This is a genomic window from Roseomonas sp. KE2513 (assembly GCF_016107305.1).
Lineage (GTDB): Bacteria > Pseudomonadota > Alphaproteobacteria > Acetobacterales > Acetobacteraceae > Roseomonas.
Map to the genome: position 1 here is coordinate 325,933 of NZ_RCVR01000001.1, position 26,813 is coordinate 352,745.

Annotated in this window: 22 protein-coding genes; 14 read left to right on the plus strand and 8 right to left on the minus strand. The window is 71.2% G+C overall.

Translation table 11 applies throughout. The features are described 5' to 3' along the window. The 9 genes from murC (at nt 1) to recN (ending at nt 10,938) form a co-directional block, all read left to right on the plus strand. On the plus strand, nt 1-1,446 hold the full coding sequence (murC, locus tag D9599_RS01585) for a UDP-N-acetylmuramate--L-alanine ligase (RefSeq protein WP_198379435.1): 1,446 nt from the start codon (nt 1-3) through the stop codon (nt 1,444-1,446). Then, nucleotides 1,443-2,345 carry a UDP-N-acetylmuramate dehydrogenase gene (gene murB / locus D9599_RS01590; protein ID WP_198379436.1) on the plus strand — a complete coding sequence of 301 codons (903 nt, stop codon included), beginning with the start codon at nt 1,443-1,445 and terminating at the stop codon, nt 2,343-2,345. Before murC ends, murB begins: the two co-directional genes overlap by 4 nt. Further along, nucleotides 2,342-3,298: a D-alanine--D-alanine ligase gene (locus tag D9599_RS01595; protein WP_198379437.1), complete on the plus strand. Its 957-nt coding sequence runs from the start codon at nt 2,342-2,344 to the stop codon at nt 3,296-3,298. Before murB ends, D9599_RS01595 begins: the two co-directional genes overlap by 4 nt. Then, a complete protein-coding gene (locus tag D9599_RS01600; RefSeq protein ID WP_198379438.1) occupies nt 3,288-4,175 on the plus strand; it encodes a cell division protein FtsQ/DivIB in 888 nt (295 codons plus the stop codon). Before D9599_RS01595 ends, D9599_RS01600 begins: the two co-directional genes overlap by 11 nt. Then, on the plus strand, nt 4,172-5,479 hold the full coding sequence (gene ftsA / locus D9599_RS01605) for a cell division protein FtsA (RefSeq protein WP_198379439.1): 1,308 nt from the start codon (nt 4,172-4,174) through the stop codon (nt 5,477-5,479). The genes D9599_RS01600 and ftsA overlap by 4 nt, the downstream gene beginning before the upstream one ends. Before the next feature lie 57 nt (nt 5,480-5,536). Beyond that, nucleotides 5,537-7,087 carry a cell division protein FtsZ gene (gene ftsZ, locus D9599_RS01610; protein ID WP_198379440.1) on the plus strand — a complete coding sequence of 517 codons (1,551 nt, stop codon included), beginning with the start codon at nt 5,537-5,539 and terminating at the stop codon, nt 7,085-7,087. A 221-nt stretch (nt 7,088-7,308) separates the two neighbouring features. After that, nucleotides 7,309-8,265: a UDP-3-O-acyl-N-acetylglucosamine deacetylase gene (gene lpxC, locus D9599_RS01615; RefSeq protein ID WP_198379441.1), complete on the plus strand. Its 957-nt coding sequence runs from the start codon at nt 7,309-7,311 to the stop codon at nt 8,263-8,265. Nucleotides 8,266-8,382: 117 nt separating this feature from the next. Beyond that, complete coding sequence (locus D9599_RS01620; protein ID WP_198379442.1) at nt 8,383-9,237, plus strand: outer membrane protein assembly factor BamD; 855 nt, start codon at nt 8,383-8,385, stop codon at nt 9,235-9,237. A gap of 21 nt (nt 9,238-9,258) precedes the next feature. Further along, a complete protein-coding gene (gene recN / locus D9599_RS01625; protein ID WP_198379443.1) occupies nt 9,259-10,938 on the plus strand; it encodes a DNA repair protein RecN in 1,680 nt (559 codons plus the stop codon). A gap of 3 nt (nt 10,939-10,941) precedes the next feature. On the opposite strand, the gene D9599_RS01630 is transcribed toward recN, so the two are convergent. Then, on the minus strand, nt 10,942-11,649 hold the full coding sequence (locus D9599_RS01630; protein ID WP_198379444.1) for an endonuclease V: 708 nt from the start codon (nt 11,647-11,649) through the stop codon (nt 10,942-10,944). 71 nt (nt 11,650-11,720) lie between these two features. Here D9599_RS01630 and ligA point away from each other — a divergent pair, with 71 nt between their 5' ends. Next, nucleotides 11,721-13,892 (plus strand): NAD-dependent DNA ligase LigA, encoded by a 2,172-nt coding sequence (ligA, locus tag D9599_RS01635; RefSeq protein WP_198379445.1) that lies wholly within the window; start codon nt 11,721-11,723, stop codon nt 13,890-13,892. A gap of 4 nt (nt 13,893-13,896) precedes the next feature. Here the strand turns inward: ligA and D9599_RS01640 are convergent, their stop codons facing one another. Together D9599_RS01640 and D9599_RS01645 are read right to left on the minus strand one after the other, a co-directional pair. Beyond that, nucleotides 13,897-14,805 carry a hypothetical protein gene (locus tag D9599_RS01640; RefSeq protein ID WP_198379446.1) on the minus strand — a complete coding sequence of 303 codons (909 nt, stop codon included), beginning with the start codon at nt 14,803-14,805 and terminating at the stop codon, nt 13,897-13,899. Between the two features lie 73 nt (nt 14,806-14,878). Next, on the minus strand, nt 14,879-16,207 hold the full coding sequence (locus D9599_RS01645; RefSeq protein WP_198379447.1) for an MFS transporter: 1,329 nt from the start codon (nt 16,205-16,207) through the stop codon (nt 14,879-14,881). Nucleotides 16,208-16,415: 208 nt separating this feature from the next. Here D9599_RS01645 and D9599_RS01650 point away from each other — a divergent pair, with 208 nt between their 5' ends. Further along, complete coding sequence (locus tag D9599_RS01650) at nt 16,416-17,045, plus strand: LysE family translocator (protein ID WP_198379448.1); 630 nt, start codon at nt 16,416-16,418, stop codon at nt 17,043-17,045. Nucleotides 17,046-17,054: 9 nt separating this feature from the next. On the opposite strand, the gene D9599_RS01655 is transcribed toward D9599_RS01650, so the two are convergent. Beyond that, nucleotides 17,055-18,029, minus strand: coding sequence for a tripartite tricarboxylate transporter substrate binding protein (locus tag D9599_RS01655; RefSeq protein WP_198379449.1), 975 nt, complete (start codon nt 18,027-18,029; stop codon nt 17,055-17,057). 67 nt (nt 18,030-18,096) lie between these two features. Then, nucleotides 18,097-19,884: an aminopeptidase P family protein gene (locus D9599_RS01660; RefSeq protein ID WP_232480013.1), complete on the minus strand. Its 1,788-nt coding sequence runs from the start codon at nt 19,882-19,884 to the stop codon at nt 18,097-18,099. 160 nt (nt 19,885-20,044) lie between these two features. Here D9599_RS01660 and D9599_RS01665 point away from each other — a divergent pair, with 160 nt between their 5' ends. Next, the gene (locus D9599_RS01665) at nt 20,045-20,413 is read left to right on the plus strand and encodes a DUF1127 domain-containing protein (protein WP_232480014.1); all 369 of its coding nucleotides are present in this window, start codon (nt 20,045-20,047) and stop codon (nt 20,411-20,413) included. Between the two features lie 123 nt (nt 20,414-20,536). Here D9599_RS01665 and D9599_RS01670 read toward each other — a convergent pair whose 3' ends face one another. Then, a complete protein-coding gene (locus D9599_RS01670; protein ID WP_198379589.1) occupies nt 20,537-21,442 on the minus strand; it encodes a 50S ribosomal protein L11 methyltransferase in 906 nt (301 codons plus the stop codon). Beyond that, nucleotides 21,442-23,688 (minus strand): UvrD-helicase domain-containing protein, encoded by a 2,247-nt coding sequence (locus D9599_RS01675; protein WP_309228507.1) that lies wholly within the window; start codon nt 23,686-23,688, stop codon nt 21,442-21,444. The genes D9599_RS01670 and D9599_RS01675 overlap by 1 nt, the downstream gene beginning before the upstream one ends. Before the next feature lie 73 nt (nt 23,689-23,761). Here D9599_RS01675 and D9599_RS01680 point away from each other — a divergent pair, with 73 nt between their 5' ends. Further along, the gene (locus D9599_RS01680; RefSeq protein WP_232480015.1) at nt 23,762-24,697 is read left to right on the plus strand and encodes a bile acid:sodium symporter family protein; all 936 of its coding nucleotides are present in this window, start codon (nt 23,762-23,764) and stop codon (nt 24,695-24,697) included. A 135-nt stretch (nt 24,698-24,832) separates the two neighbouring features. Here the strand turns inward: D9599_RS01680 and metF are convergent, their stop codons facing one another. Continuing rightward, on the minus strand, nt 24,833-25,771 hold the full coding sequence (metF, locus tag D9599_RS01685; protein ID WP_375373026.1) for a methylenetetrahydrofolate reductase [NAD(P)H]: 939 nt from the start codon (nt 25,769-25,771) through the stop codon (nt 24,833-24,835). A gap of 213 nt (nt 25,772-25,984) precedes the next feature. Here metF and D9599_RS01690 point away from each other — a divergent pair, with 213 nt between their 5' ends. Beyond that, the gene (locus D9599_RS01690) at nt 25,985-26,806 is read left to right on the plus strand and encodes a VacJ family lipoprotein (RefSeq protein ID WP_198379452.1); all 822 of its coding nucleotides are present in this window, start codon (nt 25,985-25,987) and stop codon (nt 26,804-26,806) included. The last annotated feature ends 7 nt before the right edge of the window (nt 26,807-26,813 follow it).

Consider the following 26,813-nt stretch of genomic DNA (forward strand, 5'->3'; position numbering starts at 1 on the left):
ATGCGCGCCCTTCCACTCAATATCGGCCCTATCCACTTCGTGGGTATCGGCGGCATCGGCATGTCAGGCATTGCCGAGGTGCTGCACAACCTCGGCTACCAGGTGCAGGGCAGCGATATCGCGGAGGGCTACAACGTCACCCGCCTGCGGGAAGCGGGAATCCCGGTCCTGATCGGCCACGCCGAGGAGAACCTGGGCGCAGCCCAGGTGGTCGTCACCTCCTCGGCGGTGAAGAAGGACAACCCGGAGGTGCAGGCGGCCCGCGCGCGCTTCCTGCCGGTGGTCCGCCGCGCGGAGATGCTGGCCGAGTTGATGCGGCTGAAGTGGTCGATCGCGGTGGGCGGGACCCATGGCAAGACCACCACCACCAGCCTCGTCGCCTGCGTGCTGGAGGCGGCGAAGATCGACCCGACCGTGATCAACGGCGGCATCGTCAACGCCTATGGCACCAACACGCGGCTGGGTGCCGGCGAGTGGATGGTGGTGGAGGCCGACGAGAGCGACGGCTCCTTCCTCAAGCTGCCCGCCGTGGTTGCCGTGGTGACCAACATAGACCCTGAGCACCTCGATCACTGGGGCACGGCCGATTCCATGAACGAGGGCTACGCCCAGTTCGTCGGCAACATCCCCTTCTACGGCTTCGCGGTGCTCTGCGCGGACCACCCGCAGGTGCAGGCGATGATCCCGCGCCTGTCCGATCGCCGTCTGATCACCTACGGCTTCTCCCCCCAGGCGGATGTCCGGGCCGAGCGCGTCATCACCGACCGCATGGGCGCCACCTTCGAGGTGGTGGTGCAGGACCGGCTGAACCGGCGCTCCCGGGCGCTGAAGCCCTTCCGCCTGCCCATGCTCGGCCAGCACAATGTGCTGAACGCGCTGGCGGCGATCGCCATCGGCGTGGAGATGGAGGTGCCGGAGGAGACGATCCGCATGGCGCTGGCCACCTTCAAGGGCGTCAAGCGCCGCTTCACCCGCGCGGGCGAGGCTGGCGGCATCACCGTCATCGACGATTATGGCCATCACCCCGTCGAGATCGCGGCGGTGCTGAAGGCGGCGCGACAGGCGGGCGCGCGGGACGTCATCGCGGTGGTGCAGCCGCACCGCTACTCCCGCCTCGATGCGCTCTTCGACGAGTTCTGCACCTGCATGAACGACGCGGGCACCGTCATCGTGGCCGATGTGTATGCCGCGGGCGAGCAGCCGATCCCCGAGCGCGACCAGGACGCGCTGGTCGAGGGTCTGCGCGCCCACGGCCATCGCAGCGTCGTGCCGCTGCCGGGGCCGGACCACTTGGCGGAAATGGTGCACGCCATCGCGCGGCCGGGCGACTACGTGGTCTGCCTCGGTGCCGGGAACATCACCACCTGGGCCCACGCGCTGCCGGCTCAGCTGACGGAACTTCAGGCGAAGAGCGGCGGACCGCGTCGGATCAAGGGCGCGGCATGAGCGCCTCCGTCGCCATGACGGAAGCCCCCCTCCCCGCGCTGCGCGGCCGTGTGCAGGCAGGGGCTGCTTTGGGGCCGGCGACGTGGTTCCGCGTAGGCGGGGCGGCGGACTGGCTCGTGCGGCCGGCGGACGTGGACGACCTGCTGCGGCTGCTGCGACGTGCCACACTGCCGATCACGGTGATCGGGGCGGCCTCGAACCTCATCGTGCGCGATGGCGGCGTGCGCGGCATCGTGCTGCGCCTCGCGCGCGGCTTCGGGGATGTCGAAGTCGAGGCGGACGGTGTCGTGGCCGGCGCGGCGGCGCTGGACGCCGTCGTGGCCGAGCACGCGGCAGCGGCCTCGCTGTCTGGGCTTGAGTTTCTCTCGGGCATTCCGGGCAGTATCGGAGGCGCGGTGGCGATGAATGCCGGCGCCTACGGGGCCGATGTGGCGGGCGTGCTGGACTGGGCGGAGATCGCGACGGTCGATGGGCTGCTGCGGGTGCGTGCGGCCGATCTTCGCCTTTCCTACCGCCGCTCGCAGCTTCCACCCGGCGGCGTGGTGGTGCGGGCGCGCTTCCATGCGGCGCCCGGCGATGTGGGCGCGATCGCCGCGCGCATGGCCGAGATCCGCGAGAGTCGCGAGGCGACGCAGCCCGTGCGGGCACGGACCGGCGGCTCCACCTTCGCCAACCCGCCCGGGCACAAGGCCTGGGCGCTGATCGATGCGGCGGGCTACCGCGGGCGCGTGCTGGGTGGTGCGCAGGTCAGTGAGAAGCACTGCAACTTCCTCCTCAACACCGGCGACGCCACGGCCGCCGATCTCGAGGATCTCGGCGAGGCGGTTCGGGCCGCCGTGCTGGCCCATTCCGGCGTGCGGCTGGAATGGGAGATCAGGCGCATCGGAGAGCGGGCATGACGCGCGTCACGGTTCTTCTGGGCGGCTTGTCGAGCGAGCGCGAGGTGTCGCTCTCCTCCGGGCGGGAAATCGCGGCGGCGTTGCGGGAGGCGGGTTACGAGGTGACGACCCTCGACCCGGGGCCGGACCTCGGCGCCGTCGTCGCGGGGATCGCGTCGTCGCGGCCCGACGCCGTGTTCAACGCGCTCCACGGCCGCTTCGGTGAGGACGGCTCGATCCAGGGCGTGCTCGACTGGATGGGCATCCCCTACACGCATTCCGGGCTTCGCGCCTCGGCGGTCGCGATGGACAAGGCGGCGGCCAAGGCGGCCTTTGCCGCGGCGGGCCTGCCGGTCGCGATGCACCGGCTGCTGGCGGCCGAGGAACTGGCTGCGGCCGATCCGTTGCCGCTGCCCTACGTGGTCAAGCCCGTGCGGGAGGGATCCTCGGTCGGCGTCTTCATCCTGCGGGAGGGCGACAACCGTCGCTCGGAGATCGCGGCCGGCTGGAGCTGGGGCGAGATCATCGCGGAGCCCTATATCCCTGGCCGCGAGCTGACGGTCGCCGTCATGGAGGACCGGGCGCTGGCGGTGACGGAGATCGCGACCGGGCACGCCTTCTACGATTACGACGCCAAGTACGCCGATGGTGGCTCGCGCCACGTCATTCCCGCGCAGGTGCCGGACGCCGTGCGGGACCGGGCGATGGCGGTTGCCGCCGCCGCTCATGCTGCACTCGGCTGCCGCGGGGTCTCACGCTCCGACTTCCGCTGGGACGACAGCCGCCCGGGCGCCGAGGGGCTTGTGCTGCTGGAGGTGAACACGCAGCCTGGCATGACGCCCACCTCCCTCGTGCCGGAGCAGGCGGCGTATTGCGGCATCTCATTCCCCGATCTCTGTTCGTGGATGGTGCAGCAGGCGCGGCATGATGGCGCGGCGCGCGACCGCGGGAAGGAGCTGCGCAATGCCGCGTAAGCTGACCGCAGGCGTGCGGGCGAGGCCGGCACCGAAGGAGCCGCAGCGGCCAAGCGCACTGCGGCTCTGGCTTCGGCGGCGCAAGCCCATGCTGCGCCCGGCGGCCAAGGCGGCGGCGCTGCTCGGGCTCTTCGGCGTAGCGGCCATGGGTGTCGCCAGCCTCGATCCCGCCAGCAAGCTCTCCGCGATCTTCGACAGCGCCTCCTCCGGCGCTGCGGCGCGGGCGGGCGCGCTGCTGGTGACGGAGGTGCGGATCGAGGGCGCGCGCAACACCGCGCCTGCCATGCTGCGCGAAGCGATCGGCGTGCGCGCCGGCGACCCCGTCCTCGCCTTCGCTCCCCAGACCGCCAAGGAACGGCTGGAGTCCATTGCCTGGATCGAGAGCGCGGAGGTGCAGCGTCACCTCTCCGGCCTCGTGCTGGTGCGGCTGCGCGAGCGCGCGCCCTTCGCGATCTGGCAGAATAACGGCCGCTTTGCGATCATCGACCGCGAAGGGCGGACCGTCGCGACCGATCGGCTGGACGCCTTCGGCCCGCTGCCCCTCGTCGTGGGCGCCGGCGCGGAGAAAACCGCCGCCCCGCTCTACGACCTGCTGAAGCGGGCGCCGGACTTGCTGGCCCGCACCCAGGCGCTGGTGCGCATCGGGGAGCGGCGCTGGAACCTTCGCCTGCATAGCGGCACCGACGTGATGCTTCCGGAGGGCCACGAGGACGCCGCGCTGCAGCGTCTGGCGGAGCTGCAGCGGCAGAACCAGATCCTCGACCGGCCGCTTCAGGTGGTGGACCTCCGCCTGCCGGACCGCCTCGTGTTGCGGGGAGCTTCCGCGCCGGAGCAGCCGCCCGCCGCCGCCCGCGCGCGCACTGGGAGGAGCGGGTGAACGCCCTCTCCCGGCCGGTCGACGGCGCCGGTTCCGGCCCGCAGCTGCCGCCGCAGCGCGCGCGTCACCCGAAGGCGCGGACGGGCGTCTTCGGCGTGCTCGACATCGGCAGCACGAAGATCGTCTGCATCATCGTCCGCATGGAGCCCGAGGGCGGGCTGCGCGCGCTCGGCTATGGCTGGCAGCGCTCCCACGGGGTGAAGGGCGGCAATATCGTCGATCTCGCCCAGGCCGAGCGCGCCGTGCGGGCCGCGGTGGCGAATGCGGAGGAGATGGCGGACGTCAAGCTGTCCGGCGTTATCGCCAATCTCTCCTGCGGGCAGCCCGAGAGCCGCCAGCACAACATCCAGTGGACGATCGGCGGCCGCGCCGTGACCGAGCCGGACCTTCGCGCCGTGATCGCCGAGGGAAAGCGCCGGATGGCGGAGGAAGGGCGCGAGGCCGTGCACGCCCTGCCGCTCAGCTTCACCCTCGACGCCACGCCGGGCGTGACCGACCCGCGCGGCATGATCTGCGAGAGCCTGGGCGCCCGGCTGCACATCGTGGACGCCTCCTCGGCCTCGCTCCGCAACCTCGGCACCTGCCTCGCGCGCTGCGACCTGGAGGTGGAGGAGCCGGTCTCCGCTCCCCTCGCCGCCGCCCTCTCCGCGCTTTCGGAGGAGGAGCGCGAGTTGGGGGCGACGGTGATCGACATGGGCGGCGGCACGACCTCGCTCGCCGTCATGCACGAGGGCGCGCTGCTGCACACCGCGCAGGTTCCGGTCGGCGGGTGGCAGGTGACGAACGACCTCGCCCGCGGGCTGAGCACGCCGATCGACCAGGCGGAGCGCCTGAAGACCATGCACGGCAGCATGTTCGGCTCGATCGACGACGAGCGCGAGATGCTCTCGCTCTCCCGCATCGGGGAGGATGGGGAGATTCTCGCCCGCGTACCGCGCGCTCAGATGATGTCCATCATCCGCCCGCGGGTGGAGGAGACGCTGGAGCTGATCCGCGACCGCCTGGCGGACGCCAATCTCGGCCCGCAATCCGGCCAGCAGGTGGTGCTGACGGGCGGCGCGAGCCAGCTCGTCGGCATGCGGGAAGCGGCAACCCGCATCCTCGCGCGGGGGGTGCGGCTAGGCCGTCCGCAGGGGATCCGCGGCCTGCCCGACGCCTTCCATGCACCCGGTTTCGCAACAACCCTCGGCCTCATCGCCTGGGGCGCTGGCGAGGGGCGGCCGGTGCTCGACTTCGATCCCAGCACGCAGGGATCGCGGGGTGTTTTCGCGCGTTTAGTCAATTGGCTCCGGGACCGTGTGTGATGCATAAGGACCCGGGGGCGATTCGTATTCATCGCGTCTTCGAAGGGGGCTAGAACGATGACGCTGAACCTGACCATTCCACGTCAGCAGCATACTGACTTTACGCCGCGGATCACCGTTATCGGCGTGGGTGGCGCCGGGTGCAACGCGGTCAACAACATGATCGGCATGGGGCTGGACGGGGTGGAATTCCTTGTCGCCAATACCGATGCGCAGCAGCTGGTCAACAGCCGCGCCGAGCGGCGCGTGCAGCTCGGCCCGCACCTGACGCAGGGCCTGGGCGCGGGCGCGAAGCCCGAGATCGGCCGCGCGGCGGCCGAGGAGGCGACCGAGGACCTCGCGCGCCACCTCGAGGGCGTGCACATGATCTTCATCACGGCCGGCATGGGCGGCGGCACTGGCACGGGGGCGGCGCCGGTGATCGCCCGCATGGCGCGCGAGCGGGGCGTGCTGACCGTCGGCGTGGTGACCAAGCCCTTCGACTTCGAGGGCCCCAAGCGCCGCCGCGCGGCGGACCAGGGCCTCGACGAGCTTCAGCAGTATGTCGATACGCTGATCGTCATCCCGAACCAGAACCTCTTCCGCAAGGCCAACGAGCGCACGACCTTCGCCGAGGCCTTCAAGATGGCCGACGACGTCCTCTACATGGGCGTGCGCGGCGTGACCGACCTGATGGTCAACCCCGGCCTCGTGAACCTCGACTTCGCCGATATCCGCACCGTGATGGCGGAGATGGGCAAGGCGATGATGGGCACGGGCGAGGCCGAGGGCGAGGACCGCGCGGTCAAGGCCTCCGAGGCCGCGATCAGCAACCCGCTGCTGGAGGACACCTCCATGCGCGGCGCCCGCGGCGTGCTGATCAACATCACCGGCGGCTACGACATGACGCTGTTCGAGGTCGACGAGGCCGCGAACCGCATTCGCCGTGAGGTGGACGAGGATGCGAACATCATCTTCGGCTCCTCGGTGGACGAGACGCTGAACGGGCGGCTGCGCGTTTCCGTCGTGGCCACCGGCATCGACGCCGTGGACCCGCAGGCCCAGGCCCAGCAGGCCGCCGAGCCGCAGCGCGTTGTCGCCATCGGCGGCGGCACGGTGCCGGCGCCTGGCGCTTTCGTGCCGGCCGCCGCCCCTGGTTTCGTGCCCGGCCAGGCTCCGGCAATGCGCCAGGCCTCGGTGCAGCCGGGCATCGGCCGCCCGGCCTCCGTGCTCGGCGCGCCGCGCCCCGTCTCGATGGTACCGTCCTCCAGCATGCCGCCGCCGGTGCCGCATGCGAGCCCGCGCCTGCCGATGGGCGCCCGCCGTCCCGCGAACGTGGAGCACGCCGCGCCGGAGCCGGTGGCCGAGCTGCCGGTGCAGCCCGCGCCCGCCGCCCCCCCGCCGAACGCGCAGCCCTCCCCCGCCGCGCGCGTCGCGCCGGTGCCCGCCCCGGGCGCCCCGACGGGCGGCCTGGGTGGTATCTTCCGCCGCGCGACCGGCATCGGCGGCATGCGCCGCACCCTGCCGGACCAGCCGGAGGCGCCGCCCGCACCCCCGGCCCGGCCGCAGGCCCAGGAGGACGGCATGGGCCTCGACATCCCGACCTTTCTCCGTCGGCAGGGCAACTGATCTACGGCACACCCGCCCCGGACGGGGGCGGAACGAATTGGAGGAGGCCCCGCCGGGATGTCCGGCGGGGCCTTTTTCACATCCAAAATTCTTTTTGGAATCAAAGGCTTACGTCGAAATACAGAGAAACAACGCTTGACTGGCCGTGGCCATGGTGCGGTGCGATGTTTCCCCTCGCCGGTACGTTTCATTTGTGCCGATGACTTTCCAGGGGTTTCCCGATGGACGGCTTCTTCCCGATCGACACGGCACGCGCACGGACCCTGAAGTCCGCGATCGGCTGCGTCGGCGTGGGTCTTCATTCCGGCCTTCGCGCCTCGCTGACCCTGCGCCCGGCGCGGGCTGGGGACGGCATCGTGTTCCGCCGCACCGACCTAGGCATCGATATTCCTGCCCGCTTCGACGCGGTGACGGACACCCGCCTCTGCACCGCTCTAGGTGATGCCGACGCGCGGATTGGCACGATCGAGCACGTGATGGCGGCGCTTGCCGCGCTTGGCGTGACTGATGCGGTGGTAGAGGTGGACGGCCCCGAGGTTCCTATCCTCGATGGTTCCGCCGCGCCTTTCGTCTTCCTGCTCGACTGCGCGGGGCTGGTGGAGCTCGCTGCCCCCGTTGCCAAGATCGAGGTGCTGCGCACCATCCGCGTAACCGATGGCGAGGGGCCGAACGCGGCCTGGGCCGAGCTCTCGCCCGGCAGCGGCCCCGGCCTCGAGGCGGAGCTGAGCATCGATTTCGGCGCGACGGCCATCGGCCGACAGGCGCTGTCCATGCCGGTGACGGAGGAGGGCTTCCGGGCTGTGCTCGCCGATGCCCGCACCTTTACCCTGGCCGAGGACATCGCCCGCCTGCGCTCCGTGGGCCTTGCCCGCGGCGGCTCGCTGGCCAACGCGGTGGTGGTGGACGGGCCGCTGGTGGTCAATCCGGGCGGCCTCCGCCACGCCGACGAGTTCGTGCGGCATAAGCTGCTGGACGCGGTGGGCGACCTCGCCCTTGCCGGCGCGCCGCTCCGCGCGCGGTTCCGCGGCCACCGCTCCGGCCACGGGCTGAACAATCGCGTGCTGCGCGCCCTCTTCGCCGATCCGAGCGCCTGGCGCTGGGTCGAGGAGCAGGAGATGCCGGTGGCGGCGATGGCGGGCGCAACCGCCCGCCTGCCGATCGCGGCGGTCGCGGCCTGATCCGCCCTCCCGGGCGATCCCCTCGCCCGGGATCGGAGGCACGGTTGGCCGCCCCGGCACGCTCCCCCCGTGCCGCCCTGTCGCGCCCCGCCCGGCGCGTGCTATAGAGCCGCCGCCATGAAGCTCCGTCGCCTCGCGATCCTGCCCGTCCTCCTCGCGCCCCTGGCCCTCGGGGGATGCGAGAGCCTTGATTTCTGGAACGGCAAGTCGGACGCCCTGCGCGGCAGGGGGACGACCTATGCCGACATGTCGCCAGAGGCCCTCTATGCCGCCGGGCTCGAGTCACTTCGGGCCGAGCGCTACGCTCAGGCGATCGAGATCTTCGACACGGTGGAGCGCGATCACCCCTATTCCACCTGGGCAACCAATGCCCGGCTGATGAGCGGCTACGCGGAGTATTCCCGCAACCGCTACACGGAGGCGCTGGGGCAGCTGGACCGCTTCATCCAGCTCCACCCCGCGCATCGCGACATCGCCTATGCCTATTATCTTCGTGGCCTCTGCTATTACGAGCAGATCGCGGATGCTCAGCGCGACCAAGCGGGCACCGAGACCGCGCTCGCGGCCCTGCAAGACGTGGTGAACCGCTTTCCGAACTCTACCTATGCACGCGATGCCCGCTTGAAGATCGACCTTGCCCGGGACCATCTGGCGGGCAAGGAGATGAACATCGGACGCTTCTACCAGCAGCGGCGGCTCTATGCAGGGGCGATCCTTCGCTTCCGCAACGTGGTGGAGAACTACCAGACGACGAACCACGTGCCCGAGGCGCTGCATCGGCTGACCGAGATCTATCTCGCCATGGGTCTGCCGGAGGAGGCGCGGAAGACCGCCTCGGTGCTCGGGCACAACTATCCCGGCAATGCCTGGTACCAGGACAGCTACGCGCTCCTGGTGGACGGCGCGGAGCCGGCCGACCGGAACACCTCTCCGCCGGGGTTGCTGCGGCGCGTCGTCGAAGCGGTTTTCTAGGCCCCGGGCCGAAGGACGGGCGTGCTCGCCTCCCTCTCCATCCGCGACGTGGTGCTGATTGAGCGCCTGGACCTCACTTTCGGTCCTGGCCTCTCGGTGCTGACCGGCGAGACCGGCGCGGGAAAGTCGATCCTGTTGGACAGCCTCGGCCTTGCCCTCGGGCAGCGAGCCGAAGCGGGCATGGTGCGCGCGGGCCAAGCCCAGGCAGGCGTCGTTGCGGTCTTCAACCCGCCCGCCGGGCATCCGGCACACGCGCTGCTGGCCGAGCAGGGCATCGAGGCGGACGACCAGATCGTGCTCCGCCGCATCGTGACCCTCGATGGGCGCTCGCGGGCCTTCGTGAACGATGAGCCGGTGGGGGTAGCGCTGCTGCGCCGCCTCGGCGCGCTGCTGGTCGAGGTGCAGGGCCAGCACGATCAGGTGGGGCTCGCCGATCCCGCCACCCATGCCGGCCTGCTCGATGCCTTCGGTGGGCTGGAGCCGCGGCGGAACGCGGTGGCCGACGCCTATCGAGCCTGGCGCGGGGCGGAGCGGGCCCTGAAGGAGGCACGCGAGGCCATCGCCGCCGCCCAGCGCGACGAGGAATGGCTGCGGCATTCCGTCCAGGAGCTTTCCGACCTCGCCCCGCAGGAGGGGGAGGAGGACGCACTGGCTTCGGAGCGTCAGGGACTACAGGGCAGCGAGCGGCGGGCGGAGGCGATCGCCTCCGCCCTGTCCGAGATCCAGCCGCGCGACCGTCGCGGCGGCGGCGCGCCCGCGGCCGCCCTCCGCAATGCCGCCCGCGCGCTGGAGCGGCTGACGCCTCCGAGCGAGGAGGCGAATGCCGCCCTGACCGCCCTCGCCGCCGCGCAGGACGCGCTGGCCGAGGCCGAGAACGTGCTCGAGCGGCTGGCGAGCGACGCCCAGCCCGATCCCCGCCGGCTGGAGACTGTCGAGGAGCGGCTCTTCGCCCTGCGGGCGGCGGCGCGGAAATACACGGTGGCCGTGGTGGACCTGCCCGCCCATCTCCTCTCGCTGCGGGACCGCTTGGCGAACCTCGATGCCGGCACGGGGCGCGTGGCGGCGCTTGACGCGGCAGCGCGTGAGGCCCGGGCGGGTTACGTCGCTACCGCCGAAGCCCTGACGGCCGCGCGGCGGGAGCACGCGGAGAAGCTGGAGAAGGCGGTGGCTAAGGAGCTGGCGCCGCTGAAGCTGGACCGCGCTCGGCTGCACATCGAGATCGCGCCGCGCGAGGAGAGTGCCTGGGGTCCGGACGGGCAAGACCGCGTCACCTTCCTCGTGACCACCAATCCTGGGCAGAAGCCGGGGCAGCTCGCGAAGATCGCCTCGGGCGGCGAGTTGTCCCGCCTGATGCTGGCGCTGAAGGTCGTCCTGGCGCGCGGCTCGCCCGTGCCGACGCTCGTGTTTGACGAGGTGGACAGCGGCATCGGCGGCGCGACGGCGGCGGCGGTGGGCGAGCGGCTGGCGCGGGTGGCGGAGCGGCTGCAGGTGCTGGTGGTGACGCACTCGCCCCAGGTGGCGGCGCGCGGGGCTCGGCACTTCCAAGTGGCCAAGGGCGTGCGCGGCGACCGGGCGGAGACGCGCGTCGTGCCGCTCGACGTGCCGGCTCGGCGCGAGGAGATTGCGCGCATGCTGGCGGGCGAGCGCGTGACCGAGGCGGCGCGGGCGGCGGCGGACGAGTTGCTGGCCGGGGCGGCCTGAGGCTCAGAGCAGCGGCGCGGCCTCGGACGTGCGGCGCGCCTCGCCGGCGAGCTTGTCGGCCAGCCGCGTCGGCTCGGGCAGGCGGTACCCGGCCAGCCATTCCATCACGAGCCGCACCGCCGTCTCCTGCGAGACGCGGTGGCCGGCGGAGATAAGGAGCGGGTTCACGCCGCGCTTGCTGCGCAGCACCGTCGCGATCTCCCGCCCCTTCCAGACCAGCGGTACTCTGCTTCCCGCCTCCTGCCCCAGCTCTCCCTCCGGCCGGCCGACAAGGATGGATTTCGCGACGCCGACCGTCGGCAGGTCCGCGACGACGCCGAGATGGGTGGCGGTGCCGCAGCCGCGCGGGTGGCTGAGGCCGTGGCCGTCCACGAAAATTAGGTCCGGCCGCCGTGGCAGCTTCGCCAGCGCGTCGAGGATGAAGGGGATCTCGCGGAAGCCGAGGAAGCCCGAGACGTAGCGGAAGGCGGGCACGCCCTCGACGAGGCCGGTGGCCAGGGGGCGCGACTTCGCGCTGCTTTCCAACAGCACGGCCATGGCGCGAATGCGGTCGGGGGCGCCGCGCGCCGCGCCGGCGCAGTCCACGCCGGCGACGAGGCGCGGCTGGTCCAGCCGGTCGGCGGCCTCGGCGCGCTCGGCGATCTCGTGCTGGGCGAGGCGCGCGGCGTCGAGGTCGGGCGGGCGGATCCAGTCGGGCGGCACGTCGTTCATGGGGGGACAACGCCGCGGTGGGCCGCGGGTGGCCTTGGCGCCATGGGGCGGGCGCGGCTATCCACGGGTCGATGCCCAAGAACGCCCCCTCCCCCGCGCTGCCCATCGAGGAACTGACGGAGGCCGAGGCCGCGCGGGAGCTGGAAGCCCTCGCCGCCCGCATCGCCGAGGCGAATGCCGCCTACCATGTCCGCGACGAGCCGATCATGTCGGACGCGGAATACGATGCGCTGTTCCGGCGGAACCAGGCGATCGAGGCGCGCTTCCCCGATCTCGTACGGCCCGACAGCCCTTCGAGGAAGGTGGGTGAGGAGCCGGCGGCGGGCTTCGCCAAGTCGCGGCACGGCACGCCCATGCTGTCGCTCGACAACGCCTTCGCGCCCGAGGATTTCGCGGAGTTCGCGGCGCGCATCCGCCGCTTCCTCGGCCTCTCGGCGGAGGAGGTGCTGCGCTTCGTGGCGGAGCCGAAGATCGACGGGCTTTCGGTCAATCTCACCTATGAGGGCGGGCAATTCGTGCGCGGCGCGACGCGCGGCGATGGAACGGTGGGCGAGGACATCACCGAGAACCTGAAGACTCTCGACGAGCTGCCCCGCGCGTTGACCGCACCCTTCCCCGAGCGCATTGAGATCCGCGGCGAGGTCTTCATGACAAAGCCGGACTTCCTCGCCTTCCACGCCGAGCAGACGCGGCTTTTCGAGGAGCGCGAGCGCCGCCGCGAGGCCGGTGAGAAGGTGGGCGAGGCCGTGCGCATCCCCGTCAACCCGCGCAACGCGGCGGCGGGCTCGCTGCGGCAGCTCGATGCGCGGGTGACGGCGCGGCGGCCGTTGAAGCTGTTTGCCTACGCGCAGGGCGCCTCCTCCGCGCCGGTGGCGGAGACGCATTCGGGCTATCTTGATGTGCTGCGCGGCTGGGGTTTCCAGGTGAACCCGCTCTCGGAGGTCCTGCGCGACGAGCACGCGGCGGCGGATTTCCAGGCGGCCATGGGGCAGCGCCGTGCTGGGCTCGACTACGATATCGACGGCGTCGTCTACAAGCTGGACCGGCTGGACTGGCAGGGCCGCCTCGGCTTTGTCGGCCGCGCGCCGCGCTGGGCCATCGCCTGGAAGTTCCCGGCCGAGCGCGCGACGACGAAGCTGCTGGAAATCCAGATTCAGGTCGGCCGAACGGGCGCCCTGACGCCGCGCGCGGTGATGCAGCCGGTGAATGTGGGTGGCGTGATGGTGCAGCACGCGACACTGCACAACGAGGACGAGGTGGCCCGCCGCGACGCGCGCGTGGGCGACACCGTGGAATTGCAGCGCGCCGGTGACGTGATCCCGCAGATTATCCGCGTGGTCGATCCCGACCGCCCCGGCCGTGGCGAACCCTGGCTGCCGCCGACGCACTGCCCCGAATGCGGCAGCCCCGCCATCCGCCCGGAGGGCGAGGTGGTGCGCCGCTGCACCGGCGGCCTCATCTGCCCCGCGCAGCAGGTGGAGCGGCTGATCCACTTCGCCTCCCGCAACGCGATGGATATCGAGGGCCTAGGCATCGAGAACGTCGTGCTGCTGCACGAGGCGGGGCTGGTGAAGACGCCGGCCGACATCTTCCGTCTCTCGGAGCACACGGCGACGCTGCGGGGCTGGAAGGGCTGGGGCGGCAGCGCCAAGGGAGAGTCGAAGAAGGTGGCGAACCTTCTCGCCGCCATCGAAGCGCGGCGGCAGCCAAGCCTGGAGCGGTTCATCTTCGCCCTCGGCATCCGCCGCATCGGCGAGCAGAACGCGCGACTGCTGGCGCGGCACTACCACTCCGCGGGCGCGTGGCGGCAGGCCATGTTGGACGCGCGCATCATCGGCAGCGAAGCGCGGGAGGATCTGGGCGGCATCCAGGGCATCGGCCCCTCCATCGCGCAGGAACTCGTCACCTTCTTCTCCGAAACGCGGAACGTGGAGGCGCTGGACGACCTGCTGCGCGAGGTGACGCCCGAAGAGGCCGAGGCGGTGGCGGAGGGCGCGCTCTCCGGCAAGTCCATCGTCTTCACCGGAAGCTTGGAGACGATGACGCGGCAGGAGGCGGAGGCGCGGGCGGAGCTGCTGGGCGCGAAGGTGGTGAAGTCCGTCTCGAAGCGCACGGATCTCGTCGTGGTCGGCGCCGATGCCGGCTCCAAGGCGAAGAAGGCGGCGGAACTGGAATTGAAGACGCTGACCGAGGCCGAGTGGCGCGAGTTGGCGGGCTTCCCGCCCGTGGAAGCGCCGGGCTGAGGGTTCAGACCGGTAGCGCCTCGATCCGGGCGAAGGCGATGAGGTCGTCCTCCGCCCGGCGGCTGAGCGAGGGGTGCGCGGCGCCTGCACCGGGAGGGCTGGCGGGCCAGCGGCGGATGTCGCGCAGCCGCGTGGCGAAGCCGGCCTGCGCGAAAGCGGCCCGGATCTCGGACAGGCCCATTCGGTTCACGTAGAGGCCGCTACGCGCGACGAGCGGCCCCTCCCAGAAACCGGGCGGGAAGCGCAGTGTGTTGAGCGCGCCGCCGACATGGTCGTGGAAGTCCACCGCGTGCACGCCGAGGCAGTTCGGGGCGGCGACACGGCGCAGCTCGGCCAGCAGGCCCGGCAGGGCGTCTCGGCGGACATGTTCCAGCACCACGTCGGAGACGATCAGCTCCACCGAGCTGTCGGGGATGGCGGCCAGGACCTCCGTGCCGCCGATCAGCTGGCGGGCGCCACAGGCGGCCAGCACCGCGGCCTTGTTGGGCAGGCCCTCCAGCACCGGGGCGGGCAGGCCGATCCCGCGCGCGAGTTCCGCCACCCGGGCATAGGCGGCCGGGTCCTCCGGCGCGTCGTCCTCCACATCGGCGAACCAGACGGGGGCGCAGCCGAGGGCGGCGTAGGCGGGGGCGCGCACCACCAGGCGTCCGGGGCCGAGTTCCAGCACGCCGCGCGGCGGGCGGCCCTGGCGATTGGCGAACTCACCGGCGCGGGTGCAGGGCTCGTGCAGCACGCGGCTCTCGGATTCCGCGATGAAGCTGTGCCGGTTCACCCCTGCCCGGCGCAGGAGGGCGGGTGGCACCCGCAGCGCGGCGATGGCGAGCTTGGACGCCACCTTGGCCCACCAGGGCAGACCGGCGCCGGCCGCGTAGTCGGGCGGCACGACGTCCTGGCGGGTGCCTTCATCGCTCATCGTCTATCCCGCGGCCCGGCGCATCGGGTGCTTCTCCACCCGGAGGCGCCGGGGCGCAATCCGGGCGCGCCGCCTAGCGGATGGCGGGCCGCCCTTCCGGCAGAGCGGCCATGGCCGGGCGGGCGGCACGGGCCGCGTTCCAGGCGAGCGCGCCCATGCCGATCAGGGCCACCGCGCCGACGTAATGCGCGGCGGCGTGGCGGTCGGAGGCCATCAGCAGGGAGACGAGCAGCGGGGTGACGCCGCCGAAGACCGCGTAGGCGACGTTGTAGGAGAAGGACACGCCGGTGAAGCGCGTCGCCACCGGAAAAGCGCCGACCATCACGAAAGGCACCACGGTGATGATCCCCACCGAGGCGCCGGCCAGGGCGTAGAGCGGCAGCAGGTTCGCCGGGTTTGCCTCCGTGCCGTAATACAGTGCGTAGGTGGCGGCGATCAGCAGGAGGCTGCCAACGATGCCGACGCGAAGCGCGCCGAAGCGGTCCATCAGCGCGCCGTAGGCAACCGCCATGGCCGTCAGCGTCGCCGTCGCGGCCACGTTGGCCGAGAGGGTGGTGGCCGGCGAGAGGCCGTGCAGCTTCTGGAACAGCGCGGGCGTCATCAGAATGACCACGACGATGGCGGCGGTCAGCATCCAGGTCAGCAGCATCGAGATCGCGACCGAGGCGCCCTGGCCGCGCAGCACCGTCTTGATCGGCATCTCCCGCGCGGGTCCGGCGCGGCGGCGCATGGCCTCAAAGACGGGCGTCTCGTGCAGCCAGCGGCGGAGATACACCGCCAGCAGGCCAAAGAGGCCGCCGGTGATGAAGGGGATGCGCCAGGCGAAGTCAGTAACCTCGGCGGGCGTGTAGGTGAGGTTGATGCCCGTCGCCATGAGGGAGCCGAGCAGGATGCCGCCCGTCAGCCCGCCCGTGAGCATGCCGCAGGCAAGGCCCACGCGGCGGGCGGGCACGTGCTCGGCGACGAAGACCCAGGCGCCCGGCGCCTCTCCGCCGATGGCCGCGCCTTGGAGCACGCGCATCAGCAGCAGGAGGATCGGAGCGGCCACGCCGATGGCGGCATGGGTCGGCAGCAGGCCCATGACGAGGGTCGGCACGGCCATGAGAAAGACCGAGAAGGTGAAGACGCGCTTGCGCCCGAACAGGTCGCCGAAATGGGCCATCACGACGCCGCCAAGCGGGCGCGCCAGGTAGCCGGCGGCGAAGATGCCGAAGGCCTGCATCTGCTGCATCCACTCCGGCATGTCCGGCGGGAAGAAGAGCTTCGCGATTGTCACGGCGAAGAAGACGAAGATGATGAAGTCGTAGAATTCGAGCGCGCCACCGAGGGAGGCGAGGAAGAGGGTACGAATGTCCTGCTGGCTGAGCGGCGGGACGGCTGGGTCGTTTATCGGATTGGGCATCAGGTCGGGTTCCGGTCGTCGCCCGACGGAAGCTTTCTCACGGGCATGGTGCGGCGCAATATCGTGTCGTGCCGTTCCGCCGACCATCACGGATCGGGCAGGCGAGCCATGCCGGAAGGGCAGGTCCGAACAGACCATCAGGGCGGCTGATGCTCGGGATCAGGCAAAGTCGTTCGACCTTGGCGACCCGCGGCGGCAGCCTTTGGCCATGCCCGTCGATCCTGCCCTCCTCCTCGCCTGCGTGCTGGCCAGCATCATCGTGGTGCTCACGCCGGGGCCGGACATGATGTTCGTGCTCGGCCAGACCCTTGCGGGCGGCGCGCGGCGGGGCTGGGCGGCGGCGATCGGGATCTGGTGCGGGGCGACGGTGCATGTGCTGGCCGCCGCGCTCGGGGTCGCGGCCCTGCTGGCGGCCTCGCCCGCGCTGTTCACGGCGCTGCGGCTGGCGGGCGCTGCCTACCTTGTCTGGCTGGGGATCGGGGCGGTGCGGGCGGCCTGGCAGGGGGCGCCGGCCCTTGTGCCGTCAGCCGCGGCGGCGCGGCGGGTGGTGCTGCAGGGGGCACTGACGAACCTGACCAACCCAAAGGTCGCGCTCTTCTTCCTCGCCTTCCTGCCGCAGTTCGTGGCGCCCGGCCGGGCGGCGCCCTGGGTGCAGATGCTCTTGCTCGGGCCGCTGCTGCCGCTGCTCTCGGTGCCCTTCTTCGCCGCGCTGATCGCGGGGGCGGGCTGGGCCTCGGCGCGGCTCGCGCGTTCCGCCCGCGCGGCGCGGTGGCTGCACGGTGCGGCGGGGGTGATCTTCCTCGGGCTCGGGGCGCGGCTCCTCGTCCAGCGCCCCTGAGATGCGGCGCTAGCGGGCGGCGCCGAGCACCTTCTCCCGCATGTCGTCGATGAAGTTGAGCATCCAGCGCGTGTAATCCGTCGCCTCCTGGACCGAGCCGCCCACGGTTTCCAGCGAGAGGTCCGCCAGCCGGCTGCGGACTGCCGGCGCCTTCGCCGCGCGGTCATAGGCGGCGTTGATCTGGAAAACGATGGCGGGCGGCGTGCCGCCGGGGGCGAAGAGGATGATGCCCATGTTGAAGCCAAGGTCGGGATACCCGGCCTCCGCGATGGTCGGCACGTCCGGCAGTTGCGGGATGCGCTCGGGCGAGAGGACCGCCAGTGCCTTCAGCCGGCCGGCAAGGACGTGCGGCAGCAACAGTGCGGTGGGCTGCACCACGTAGGAGACGCGCCCGGCGAGCAGGTCGGAGGTGAAGTCGCCGCGATAAGGCACGTGCACCGCCTCGAAGCCCAGGCGCTGGGCGAGGCGCGCGGGGACGAGGTGGAACAGCGTGCCGACGCCGAAGGAGGCGTAGTTCAGCTCGCCCGAGCGCTGCTTCCCGACGCGGGCGAGGTCGGCCAGCGTGTTCACGCCGAGTTCGGGATTGGCCACGACCATCCAGTGGTCCCGCGTGGCGCGGGAGATGGGCGTGAAGTCCGTGAAAGGATCCATGGGCTGGCGCCCGGCGAGGAGGAAGGAGTGGACGATCGCGTCCACCCCGCCCATGAACAGCACGTGCCCGTCGGCTGGGGAGCGGGCCGCGGCCTCGACCGCGATGATGCTGGCGGCGCCGGGCCGGTTGTCCACCACCACGGGCTGTCCGAGGGATTCCGCCATCACCTCCGCCACCGCGCGGGCAGTGAGGTCGATGGTGCCGACACCCGGCGCGACGCCGACGATGATGCGGACGGGACGGGTCGCGTAGCTGCGGGCCGTCTGCGCGCGGGCGCCGGCCGCGGCCAGCACGGCCGGCGCGGCGGCGCCCAGAAGGGTGCGCCTCTGCATGGTTCGTTTCCTCTTCCGGCGGCGCGGCGCCGCGCCCTTCATTCTAGGGGCGTGGCGAAGCGGAGGGCTAGAGCGGTGCGCAGGCCTCCCGGAGCCAGGCGGCGGTGGCCTCGTCCAGCCGGGGAGAGACCTCCGCCAGGACGCGGGCGTGATAGGCATCGATCCATTCCCGCTCGGCAGGCACGAGCGCGGCGGGGTCGATCAACGCGCGCTCGAAGGGCGCAAGGGTGAGGGTCTCGAAGCGCAGCCAGGGGCGCGGGCCCGGCACCTCCTTGTCCGCCTGGACGAGAAGCAGGTTCTCGATCCGGATGCCGTAGGCGCCCGGCAAGTAAAAGCCCGGCTCGTCCGAGAGGATCATACCCTCCCGCAGCGGCACGTTGGCCGCGGCGCGGGAGAAGGCAGCCGGGCCCTCGTGCACCGAGAGGAAGGCGCCGACGCCGTGGCCGGTGCCGTGGTCGTAGTCGAGCCCCGCCTCCCAGAGCGGGCGGCGGGCGATGGCGTCGAGATGCGGACCGGCGACGCCCGCGGGGAAGCGCGTGGCGGCCAGCCCGATCATGCCGCGCAGCACGAGGGTGTAGCGGGTGCGGAGCTCCGCGGGCGGCGCGCCGGGGCCGGTCCAGAGGGTGCGGGTGATGTCCGTGGTGCCGTCCAGGTACTGGCCGCCGCTATCGAGCAGGAAGCACTCGTCCGGGTTTACGGCGCGGTTCGTCGCCGGCGTCGCGCGGTAGTGGATGATGGCGGCGTGCTCCCCCGCGCCGGCGATGGCGGGGAAAGATTCGGCGCGGAACCGCTCCTCCTCCCGGCGGAAGGCAAGGAGGCGTTCGGCGGCGGCCATTTCGGTCAGGCCACCGCGCGGCGCTTGGTCGGCGAACCAGGCGAGGAAGCGCACCATGGCGCGGGCATCGCGGCGGTGGGCGGCGCGGCTACCCTCCTGCTCGGCGGGGTTCTTGGTCGCGCGGGGCAGGCGCACGGGGTCCGGACCGGCCGCCAGCTCGGCGCCGGCGGCGCGGAGGGTGTTTGCGAACCAGACGGGCGTGGCCTCGGGGTCCAGGCGGACGGTGCGGCCGCGAAGCGCCGCGAGCGCCCCGGCCAACCCGGACCGCGGCTCGATGGAGACGGCGTTGCCGAGCGCCTCGCGCAGGGCCGGCCCGGCCTTGGTGGGGTCCATGAAAAGGGTGACGCTGGCGTCGTCACGCAGGAGGGCGAAGGCAAGGGCGAGCGGCGTATGGGCAAGGTCCCCGCCGCGCATGTTGAGCAGCCAGGCGACCGAATGGGCATCGGAGAGCACGACGGCCCCCTGCCCTGCCCCGCGCAGCTCCGCCGCGATCGCCTCCCGTTTCTCGGTGGATGACTGGCCGGCAAGGGCCTCCGGCCAGGGCTCGGCCAGGGCGGAGGGCGCGGCCGGCCGGTCGGTCCAGACGGCGTCCAGGGGGTTGTCTGCCAGCGGGACGAGAATGGCACCGGAGGCGGCGAGCCGGTCGAGTGCGGCCTGGGGGTGCAGCCAGGGGTCGTAGCCGATCCGCCGGCCGGCCGCGTGCTCCTTCAGCCAGTCCACGGGCGGCTGCTCGGTGAGGTGGCGCCGTTCCCAGAGTTCGGGGTCCGTCTCCTGGGCGAGCTGGGTGGTGTAGCGGCCGTCCGAGAAGACGGCGGCGCGCCAGGGCAGGACGATGGCGAGGCCGGCGGAACCGGTGAAGCCTGTCAACCAGGCCAGGCGCTCGCCGGATGGGGGAACATACTCGCCGAGGAACTCGTCGGCGCGGGGGACGATGAAGCCTTCAACCCCCTGGCGGAGGAGTTCCTGGCGGAGTGCCGCGAGACGAGTCGCGGAAGGATTTGTCACCAGTTGGTTAAACAAGACATAGTTCCCCAATTACCCATGCTGCCGGCGCATGGCTTGATCACATGAACAGCGCGACATTCGTGACGCGAGCGGGTCCATATAGTTCCGCACCAGACGGGCGGGCAGCGGCGGCATGGGCTTCCGCGGGACGCCGCCCTCGACACGGACAGAAGCAATGAACCCCCGCATCTCCCAGGCGCACAACCCCGCGCCGATGATGCCCCAGCCGGCGAACCTCCCGCCGATCAGCAATATCGAGCTCCTGCGCCAGGCCAACGAGGCCCGGAATGCGGTGATCACCTCCGCCCTGCAGCGCATGGTCTCCGGCTTCGCCGCCTGGATGCAGCGCCGCCGCGCCGAGGCTGAGCTGCTCTCCCTGACCGACCGTGAGCTGGCCGATATCGGCATCACGCGGAGCGACATCCCCTCAGTCCTCAGCGGCCGCATGCAGCCGGAGCGCGAAGTGCGCGCCACTCGCGCTGCCGTGCGGAAGCCGGTTCCGGCGGCTGCGAACGACCAGCGCCGGTCCAACCAGGCGGCCTGAGCGACATCCTCTCCTGAGTACCGGGGCGGCGAAGTCCCCTCCTCCTTCGCCGTCCTGATGCCCGGCCCGCGCGACGCCCTTCCCCCGGGCGCCAACGCGGGCCGGTGCTGTTTCCGGGCGCTGTCAGCCGCGCTTGCGGAGGACCAGGGTCGTCCAGGGGCCGAAATCGAGCCGCCGTTCGAGGTGCAGCCCGCCGCGGCGATGGGCAGCCATAACCTGCCGCGCCTGGATGCCGAGAAGACCTGCCAGGATGGCGGTGCCGCCCGGCCGCAGATGACGCGCCAGGTCCCGCGCCATGGCGCAGAGCGGACGGGCAAGGATATTCGCGAAGACGAGGTCGTAGCCGCGCCCAGAGACGGCGGGCGAGGTCCAGCCATCCGCGCGGATGGCATGCACCAGAGTCTTCAGCCCATTCATCCCGGCATTTTGGTTGGCGACCCGCACGGACCAGGGCTCGATATCCGTCGCCAGCACCCGGCGGTGCAGCGCGCTGGCAGCGGCCATGGCGAGGATGCCGGAACCGGCGCCGAGGTCGAGCAGGCGGAGACGGTCCTTCGGCAGCGGGCGCATGCGGCGCGCGACCGTCTCGAAGGCGATGAGGCAGCCGCGGGTGGAGGCGTGCTCGCCGGAGCCGAAGGCGAGGCCGGCATCGAGCTTCAGCACCGTCCTTCCGTGCACCTTGCGGTCAGGCAGGTGGGTGGGGCGGATGAGGACTCGGCCGCCGATGGACTGCTCGGGGAAGGCCTCGGCGGTGCGGGCAAGCCAGCCCTCGGCCTCCACCGGGGCGCGCTGCGGGACGAGGTCGAGGCCCGTCATCAGGGAGGCGAGCGCGAGGGCGGCGGCCAGCTCGTCCTCCTTCGCGCCCTCCTCGCGCACGCCCTCCACGCGCCAGGTGTCAGAGGGCTCGTCGAGGAAAAGGGAAACGGTTCGGCAGGCGCGCTGGAAGGCGGCCTCCACCACCGGCACCGCCTCCTCGGGCAGGCCGTCGATGGAAACCGCTTCGAGGTTCTGCGCGTGGCGCCTGGACATCATGCCTTCTCCACGAAGCTGTCGAGGACGCGCTTCTGGCCCGCCTTCTCGAAATCCACCTCCAGCCGGTTGTCGTCCACCGCCGTCACGCGGCCGTAGCCGAACTTCTGGTGGAAGACGCGCTGGCCGACCTTCATCGCATCGGCGCGGGCGGGGCGTTCCTTCACCTCCCAAGCGCCGGCCTCGATCACGCGCGGGCGCTGCGAGGAGAAGGGCGAGTTGCCACTGAAGACGGAGGGCGCGTCCACCATGCGCGCGCGCTGGACAGCGCCGCTACCCTCGCGCTCGATCTGGTCGGGCGGCAGTTCCTCGAGGAAGCGCGACGGGATGGCGGCGGACCAGTTGCCGTAGATGCGCCGGTTCGCGGCGTGGGAGATCACGGCCATCTTCCGCGCGCGGGTGATGCCGACATAGGCGAGGCGCCGCTCCTCCTCGAGCGACTTCGTGCCACCCTCATCCAGCGCGCGCTGGTGCGGGAACAGCCCCTCCTCCCAGCCCGGCAGGAAGACAAGATCGAATTCGAGGCCCTTGGCGGCGTGCAGCGTCATCAGCGAGACGCGGGCACCCTCGGCGTTCTCGTCGTTTTCCATGACAAGCGCGACATGCTCAAGGAAACCTTCCAGCGTCGTGAACTCGCCGATGGCGCGCACGAGTTCCTTCAGGTTCTCCAGCCGGCCGGGCGCCTCGGCCGACTTGTCCTGCTTCCACATCTCCGTGTAGCCGGATTCGTCGAGCATGGTGGCGACGGCCACAACATGGCCCTCGCGCTGCATCAGCGCGCGCCAGCGGGCGAACCCGTCGAACAGCTCGCGCATGGCGGCGCGGGGCTTGGCGCGCATTGCCTCCGTGCGCGCCAGGCGCTCGGCGGCGATGGCGAGCGGGATTGCCTGCTCGCGCGCCGCGACATGCATGGATTGCAGCGCGCCGTCACCGATGCCGCGCTTCGGGGTGTTCACGATGCGCTCGAAGGCGAGGTCATCGCTCGGCTGGTGCATGACGCGCATGTAGGCCATGGCATCGCGCACCTCGGCGCGCTCGTAGAACTTGAGGCCACCGACGACGCGGTAGGGAATGCCGAGAGTGATCAGCCGCTCTTCGAAGGCGCGGGTCTGGAAGCCGGCGCGGACGAGGATGGCGACCTCGCCGAGGGAGACGCCTTTCCGCTGCGCCTGCTCGATCCGTTCCCCAACCATGCGGGCCTCCTCCTCGGAGTCCCAGAGGGAGACGACGCGGACCTTCTCCCCCTCGGCGTCGTTGCGGCCGGAGCGGAGGGTCTTGCCCAGTCGCCCTTCGTTCCTCGCGATGAGGTGCGAGGCGGCGGCGAGAATGGGGCGGGTGGAGCGATAGTTGGATTCAAGGCGCACGATCTTCGCGCCCGGGAAGTCCTTCTCGAAGCGGAGGATGTTCTCCACCTCCGCGCCGCGCCAGGAGTAGATGGACTGGTCGTCGTCGCCCACGCAGCAGATGTTGCGGTGGGACTGCGCGAGCAACCGCAGCCAGAGGTACTGCACGCTGTTCGTGTCCTGGTACTCGTCCACCAGGATGTAGCGGAAGGCGCGGTGGTACTGCTCAAGCACGTTCGGCTGGGTGCGCAGGATCTCCACCATGTGCAGCATCAGGTCGCCGAAATCGGCGGCGTTGAGGTCGCGCAGGCGGGACTGATAGGCCTCGTAGAGCGATCGCGCGCGGTTGTTAGCGTAGTCGCTGTCCTCGGCCGGGGAGACGCGGGCGGGGGGTAGGCCGCGGTCCTTCCAGCGCTGGATCACCGCCATCAGCCCTTGTGGCGGCCAGCGCTTCATGTCCACCGCCGCGGCGTCCATCACCTGCTTCAGCAGGCGCATCTGGTCGTCGGTGTCGAGGATAGTGAAGGAGGAAGTGAGCCCGACATATTCCGCGTGCCGGCGGAGCATCCGTGCGCAAAGGGCGTGGAAGGTGCCGAGCCAGAGCCCCTCCGCGGGGCGGCCGAGGATGGCGCTCACGCGCTCGCGCATCTCGCGCGCGGCCTTGTTGGTGAAGGTGACGGCCAACACCTGATTGGGGAAGGCGCGGCGCGTCATCAGGATATGGGCGAAGCGGGTGGTCAGCACCCGCGTCTTCCCCGTGCCGGCGCCGGCCAACACCAGCAGCGGGCCGTCCACAGTCTCCACGGCCTCGCGCTGCTCGGCATTGAGCTTGGCAAGGTAGTCGTCCCCGGGGACGGCCAGGCCTTGCGGGTTCAGGGAGGGGGGCTGGGCTGGCGGGAACACGGGGGCGGCTATAGAACGGGATGCGAACCCGCGCCAACCACGATGACCTCCCGGCGCGGCAGGGATGTGCCGATTGCCGCTTCGTCTCGCCCTCGAATGGTCTGCCCGGCACGGAGGGGCGCTGCTGGCAGCGGGGATCTTCGCAGGGCTGCTGATCCCGCCCCTTTCCGCGGCGCTGCGCGACGTGGTGACGCCGACGATCGCCGTGCTGATGACCCTGGTGCTCCTCCGGGTCGATCCGGGACAGGTACTGTCCTATCTCCGGCGGCCGTTGCTGGTGGCAGGGATGCTCGCCTGGGTCCTGCTCGCGACGCCCCTGCTCGCCTTCGCCTTCGTCCGACTGGCCGGGCTCGAAGGGCCGCTCGGGGCAGGGCTGGTGATCATGGCGACGGGCTGCTCCGCCACCTCCTCTCCCGCCTTCGCACGGCTGGTGGGGCTGGATGGCGAGTTGTCCCTAGTGGTCTCGCTGATCTCGACCCTCCTCGTGCCTTTCACCGCACCGCCGCTGGCCCTTGGGCTGCTCGGCGTGGACCTCGCCCTTTCCATTGGGGGACTGATGGGGCGGCTGGTGCTGGTGGTGGGGGTGCCACTGGCTATCTCCGTCGCCATCCGCCGGATCGTCCCGCGCGCCACGCTGAACCGCTGGGGCCCGGCCGTGGACGGGACAGTGGTGCTGCTGGTGGTGCTCTACGGCTTCGGGATCATGGACGGGGTGCTGGCGCGGCTGCTCGCCTCCCCCGGCTTCGTGCTGGGCGGGCTGGCGCTGGCCTTCGGCGGTGCCTTCGCCCTTAACGCGGTGACGGCTCTCGCCTTCCTTCCGGCCGGGAAGCGCGTGACCCTCTCGGCCGGGCTGCTCTCGGGCAACCGGAACATGGCGCTTTACTTCGCGGTGCTGCCCGCCACTACGGACGCACGCATCCTGCTCTTCTTCTCCCTCTGCCAGTTCCCGCTGTTCCTCTCGCCTTTTCTGCTGAGGCCAATCTATCAGCGGCTGCGGCTGGAGGATTGATCGGGCTGTCGCCGGACCTTCCTGATCGATCAATCGCCGCGGGTCCATGACCCGAGGCACACAAGATGCTGGTGCGGGGTCCGGGGAGAGGAAGACATCCCTCTTCCTCTCCCCGGCGTCACCGGCGCTGCGCCATCACGGCTTCGGCGGGGCAGCTTGGGGCCGAGCCCCCAGGATATGGGCGATGGCGTAGGTCAGGTCCGGCCGGTTCAGCGTGTAAAAATGGAACTCGTCCACGCCGTTGGCCTGGAGGAGGCGCACCTGTTCGGCCGCGACCACGGCGGCGACCATGCGGCGGGTTTCCGCATCCTCGTCCAGGCCCTCGAAGAGGGTTCCCATCCAATCCGGCACGCGGGCGCCGCACATGGCGGAGAACTTGGCCACCTGGGCGAAGTTCGTCACCGGCAGGATGCCTGGCACGATCGGCACGTTGATCCCGGCCGCGTGGGCACGGTCGATGAAGCGGAGGAAAGTGGGCGCGTCGAAGAAGTACTGGGTGATGGCGCGCGTGGCCCCGGCATCGATCTTGCGCTTGAGATTGTCCAGGTCGTCGTCCGCCGAGGTCGCGGTTGGGTGGACCTCCGGGTAGGCTGCCACCGAAATTTCGAAGTCGGCGATGCGCTTCAGGCCGGCGACAAGGTCGGCGGCATAGGCGTAGCCGCCGGGATGGGGTTCGTAGCCGTTCACCCCGGCCGGGGCGTCGCCGCGAAGCGCGACGATGTGGCGCACGCCAGCCTCCCAGTAGTCACGAGCCACGGCGTCCACCTCCTCGCGCGTGGCACCGACGCAGGTGAGGTGCGCGGCGGGTGTGAGGCTCGACTCACGAAGGATGCGGGTGACAGTCGCGTGGGTGCGCGCCTGCGTTGTGCCGCCGGCGCCGTAGGTTACGGAGACGAAGCGCGGCGCCAGCGGCTCCAGCCGCTTCACGCAAGACCAGAGCTGGGCCTCCAGCGCCTCGGTCCGAGGCGGGAAGAACTCGAAGGAGAGCAGCGGGGCAGGCATGGCCGTCAGCGAGGGCAGGGCGTCCACGCGCGGCCCGGCAAGCCAGTTCCGCAGCGTCTTGGGGGGCGACATCTCGTTCATGCGCTGGTCCTAGAGCATCCCGCGGCCGGATCGAAGCGGCAATTGGGGGCGGAGTGGCGGCGCGTCCAGCGCGGCGAGCGGAGGGGACAGGCCGGCGGTGCGATCAGGCGGGGTTAATGGCGACTTGTAACGCCCTGGTGAGGGCGGTTTGCGGCCCTCGCTGCGAGTGCTAACACCCTTGCGACACCGGATTCAAACACCGCTATGCGCCTCCCCCTCCCCTCCTACCGCCTTCTGCCCGTCGCCTTTGCCGCAGCGGGAATCCTTCTCGCCGGCTGCGCCACCATGCCGCCAGCCGACGACAAGGAGGCGCTGGAGGAGTTCCGCGCCACCAACGACCCGGCCGAGCCCTTCAACCGTGCGATGTACGACGTGCACCAGGCGATCGACACCGCGGTGCTGCGCCCGGTGGCTGTGGCCTATCGCGCCGTGGTGCCACCCCCGGTGCGGACAGGGGTGTCGAACGTGCTGAGCAACCTGCGCAGCCCTGTGATCCTCATGAACGATGCCCTGCAGGGCGAGACGGAGCGCTTCGGGATCACGCTCGGCCGCTTCATGATCAACTCCACGCTCGGGGTGGGCGGCGTCTTCGATGTGGCCAGTCGCTTCGGCCTCGTGCCGCATACCGAGGATTTCGGGCAGACCTTCGCGGTCGCCGGGGTGGAGGAAGGGCCCTACCTCTTCATTCCCATCCTCGGCCCGAGCAACCCGCGGGACCTGCTGGGCTTCGCCGCGGGCATCGCGGCCGATCCCTTCACCTGGCTGACCTTCGGCAATCGCGACCTGCTGGACGCCCTGAACTATGCCCGCGCCGGGGCGACCGTCGTCAGCACGCGGGAATCCTTGCTCGACACGCTCGACGACGTGCAGCGCACCAGCCTCGACCCCTATGCGACGCTGCGCAGCGCCTACCGGCAGCAGCGCGCGCGGGAGATCGCCAACACGGGCTCCGGCGCGACGGCCGTGGCACCCCAGGGCCTCGGGACCGGACTTGGGAACAGCGCGCCGGACGCCGGGCAGCCCTGAGAGAGCC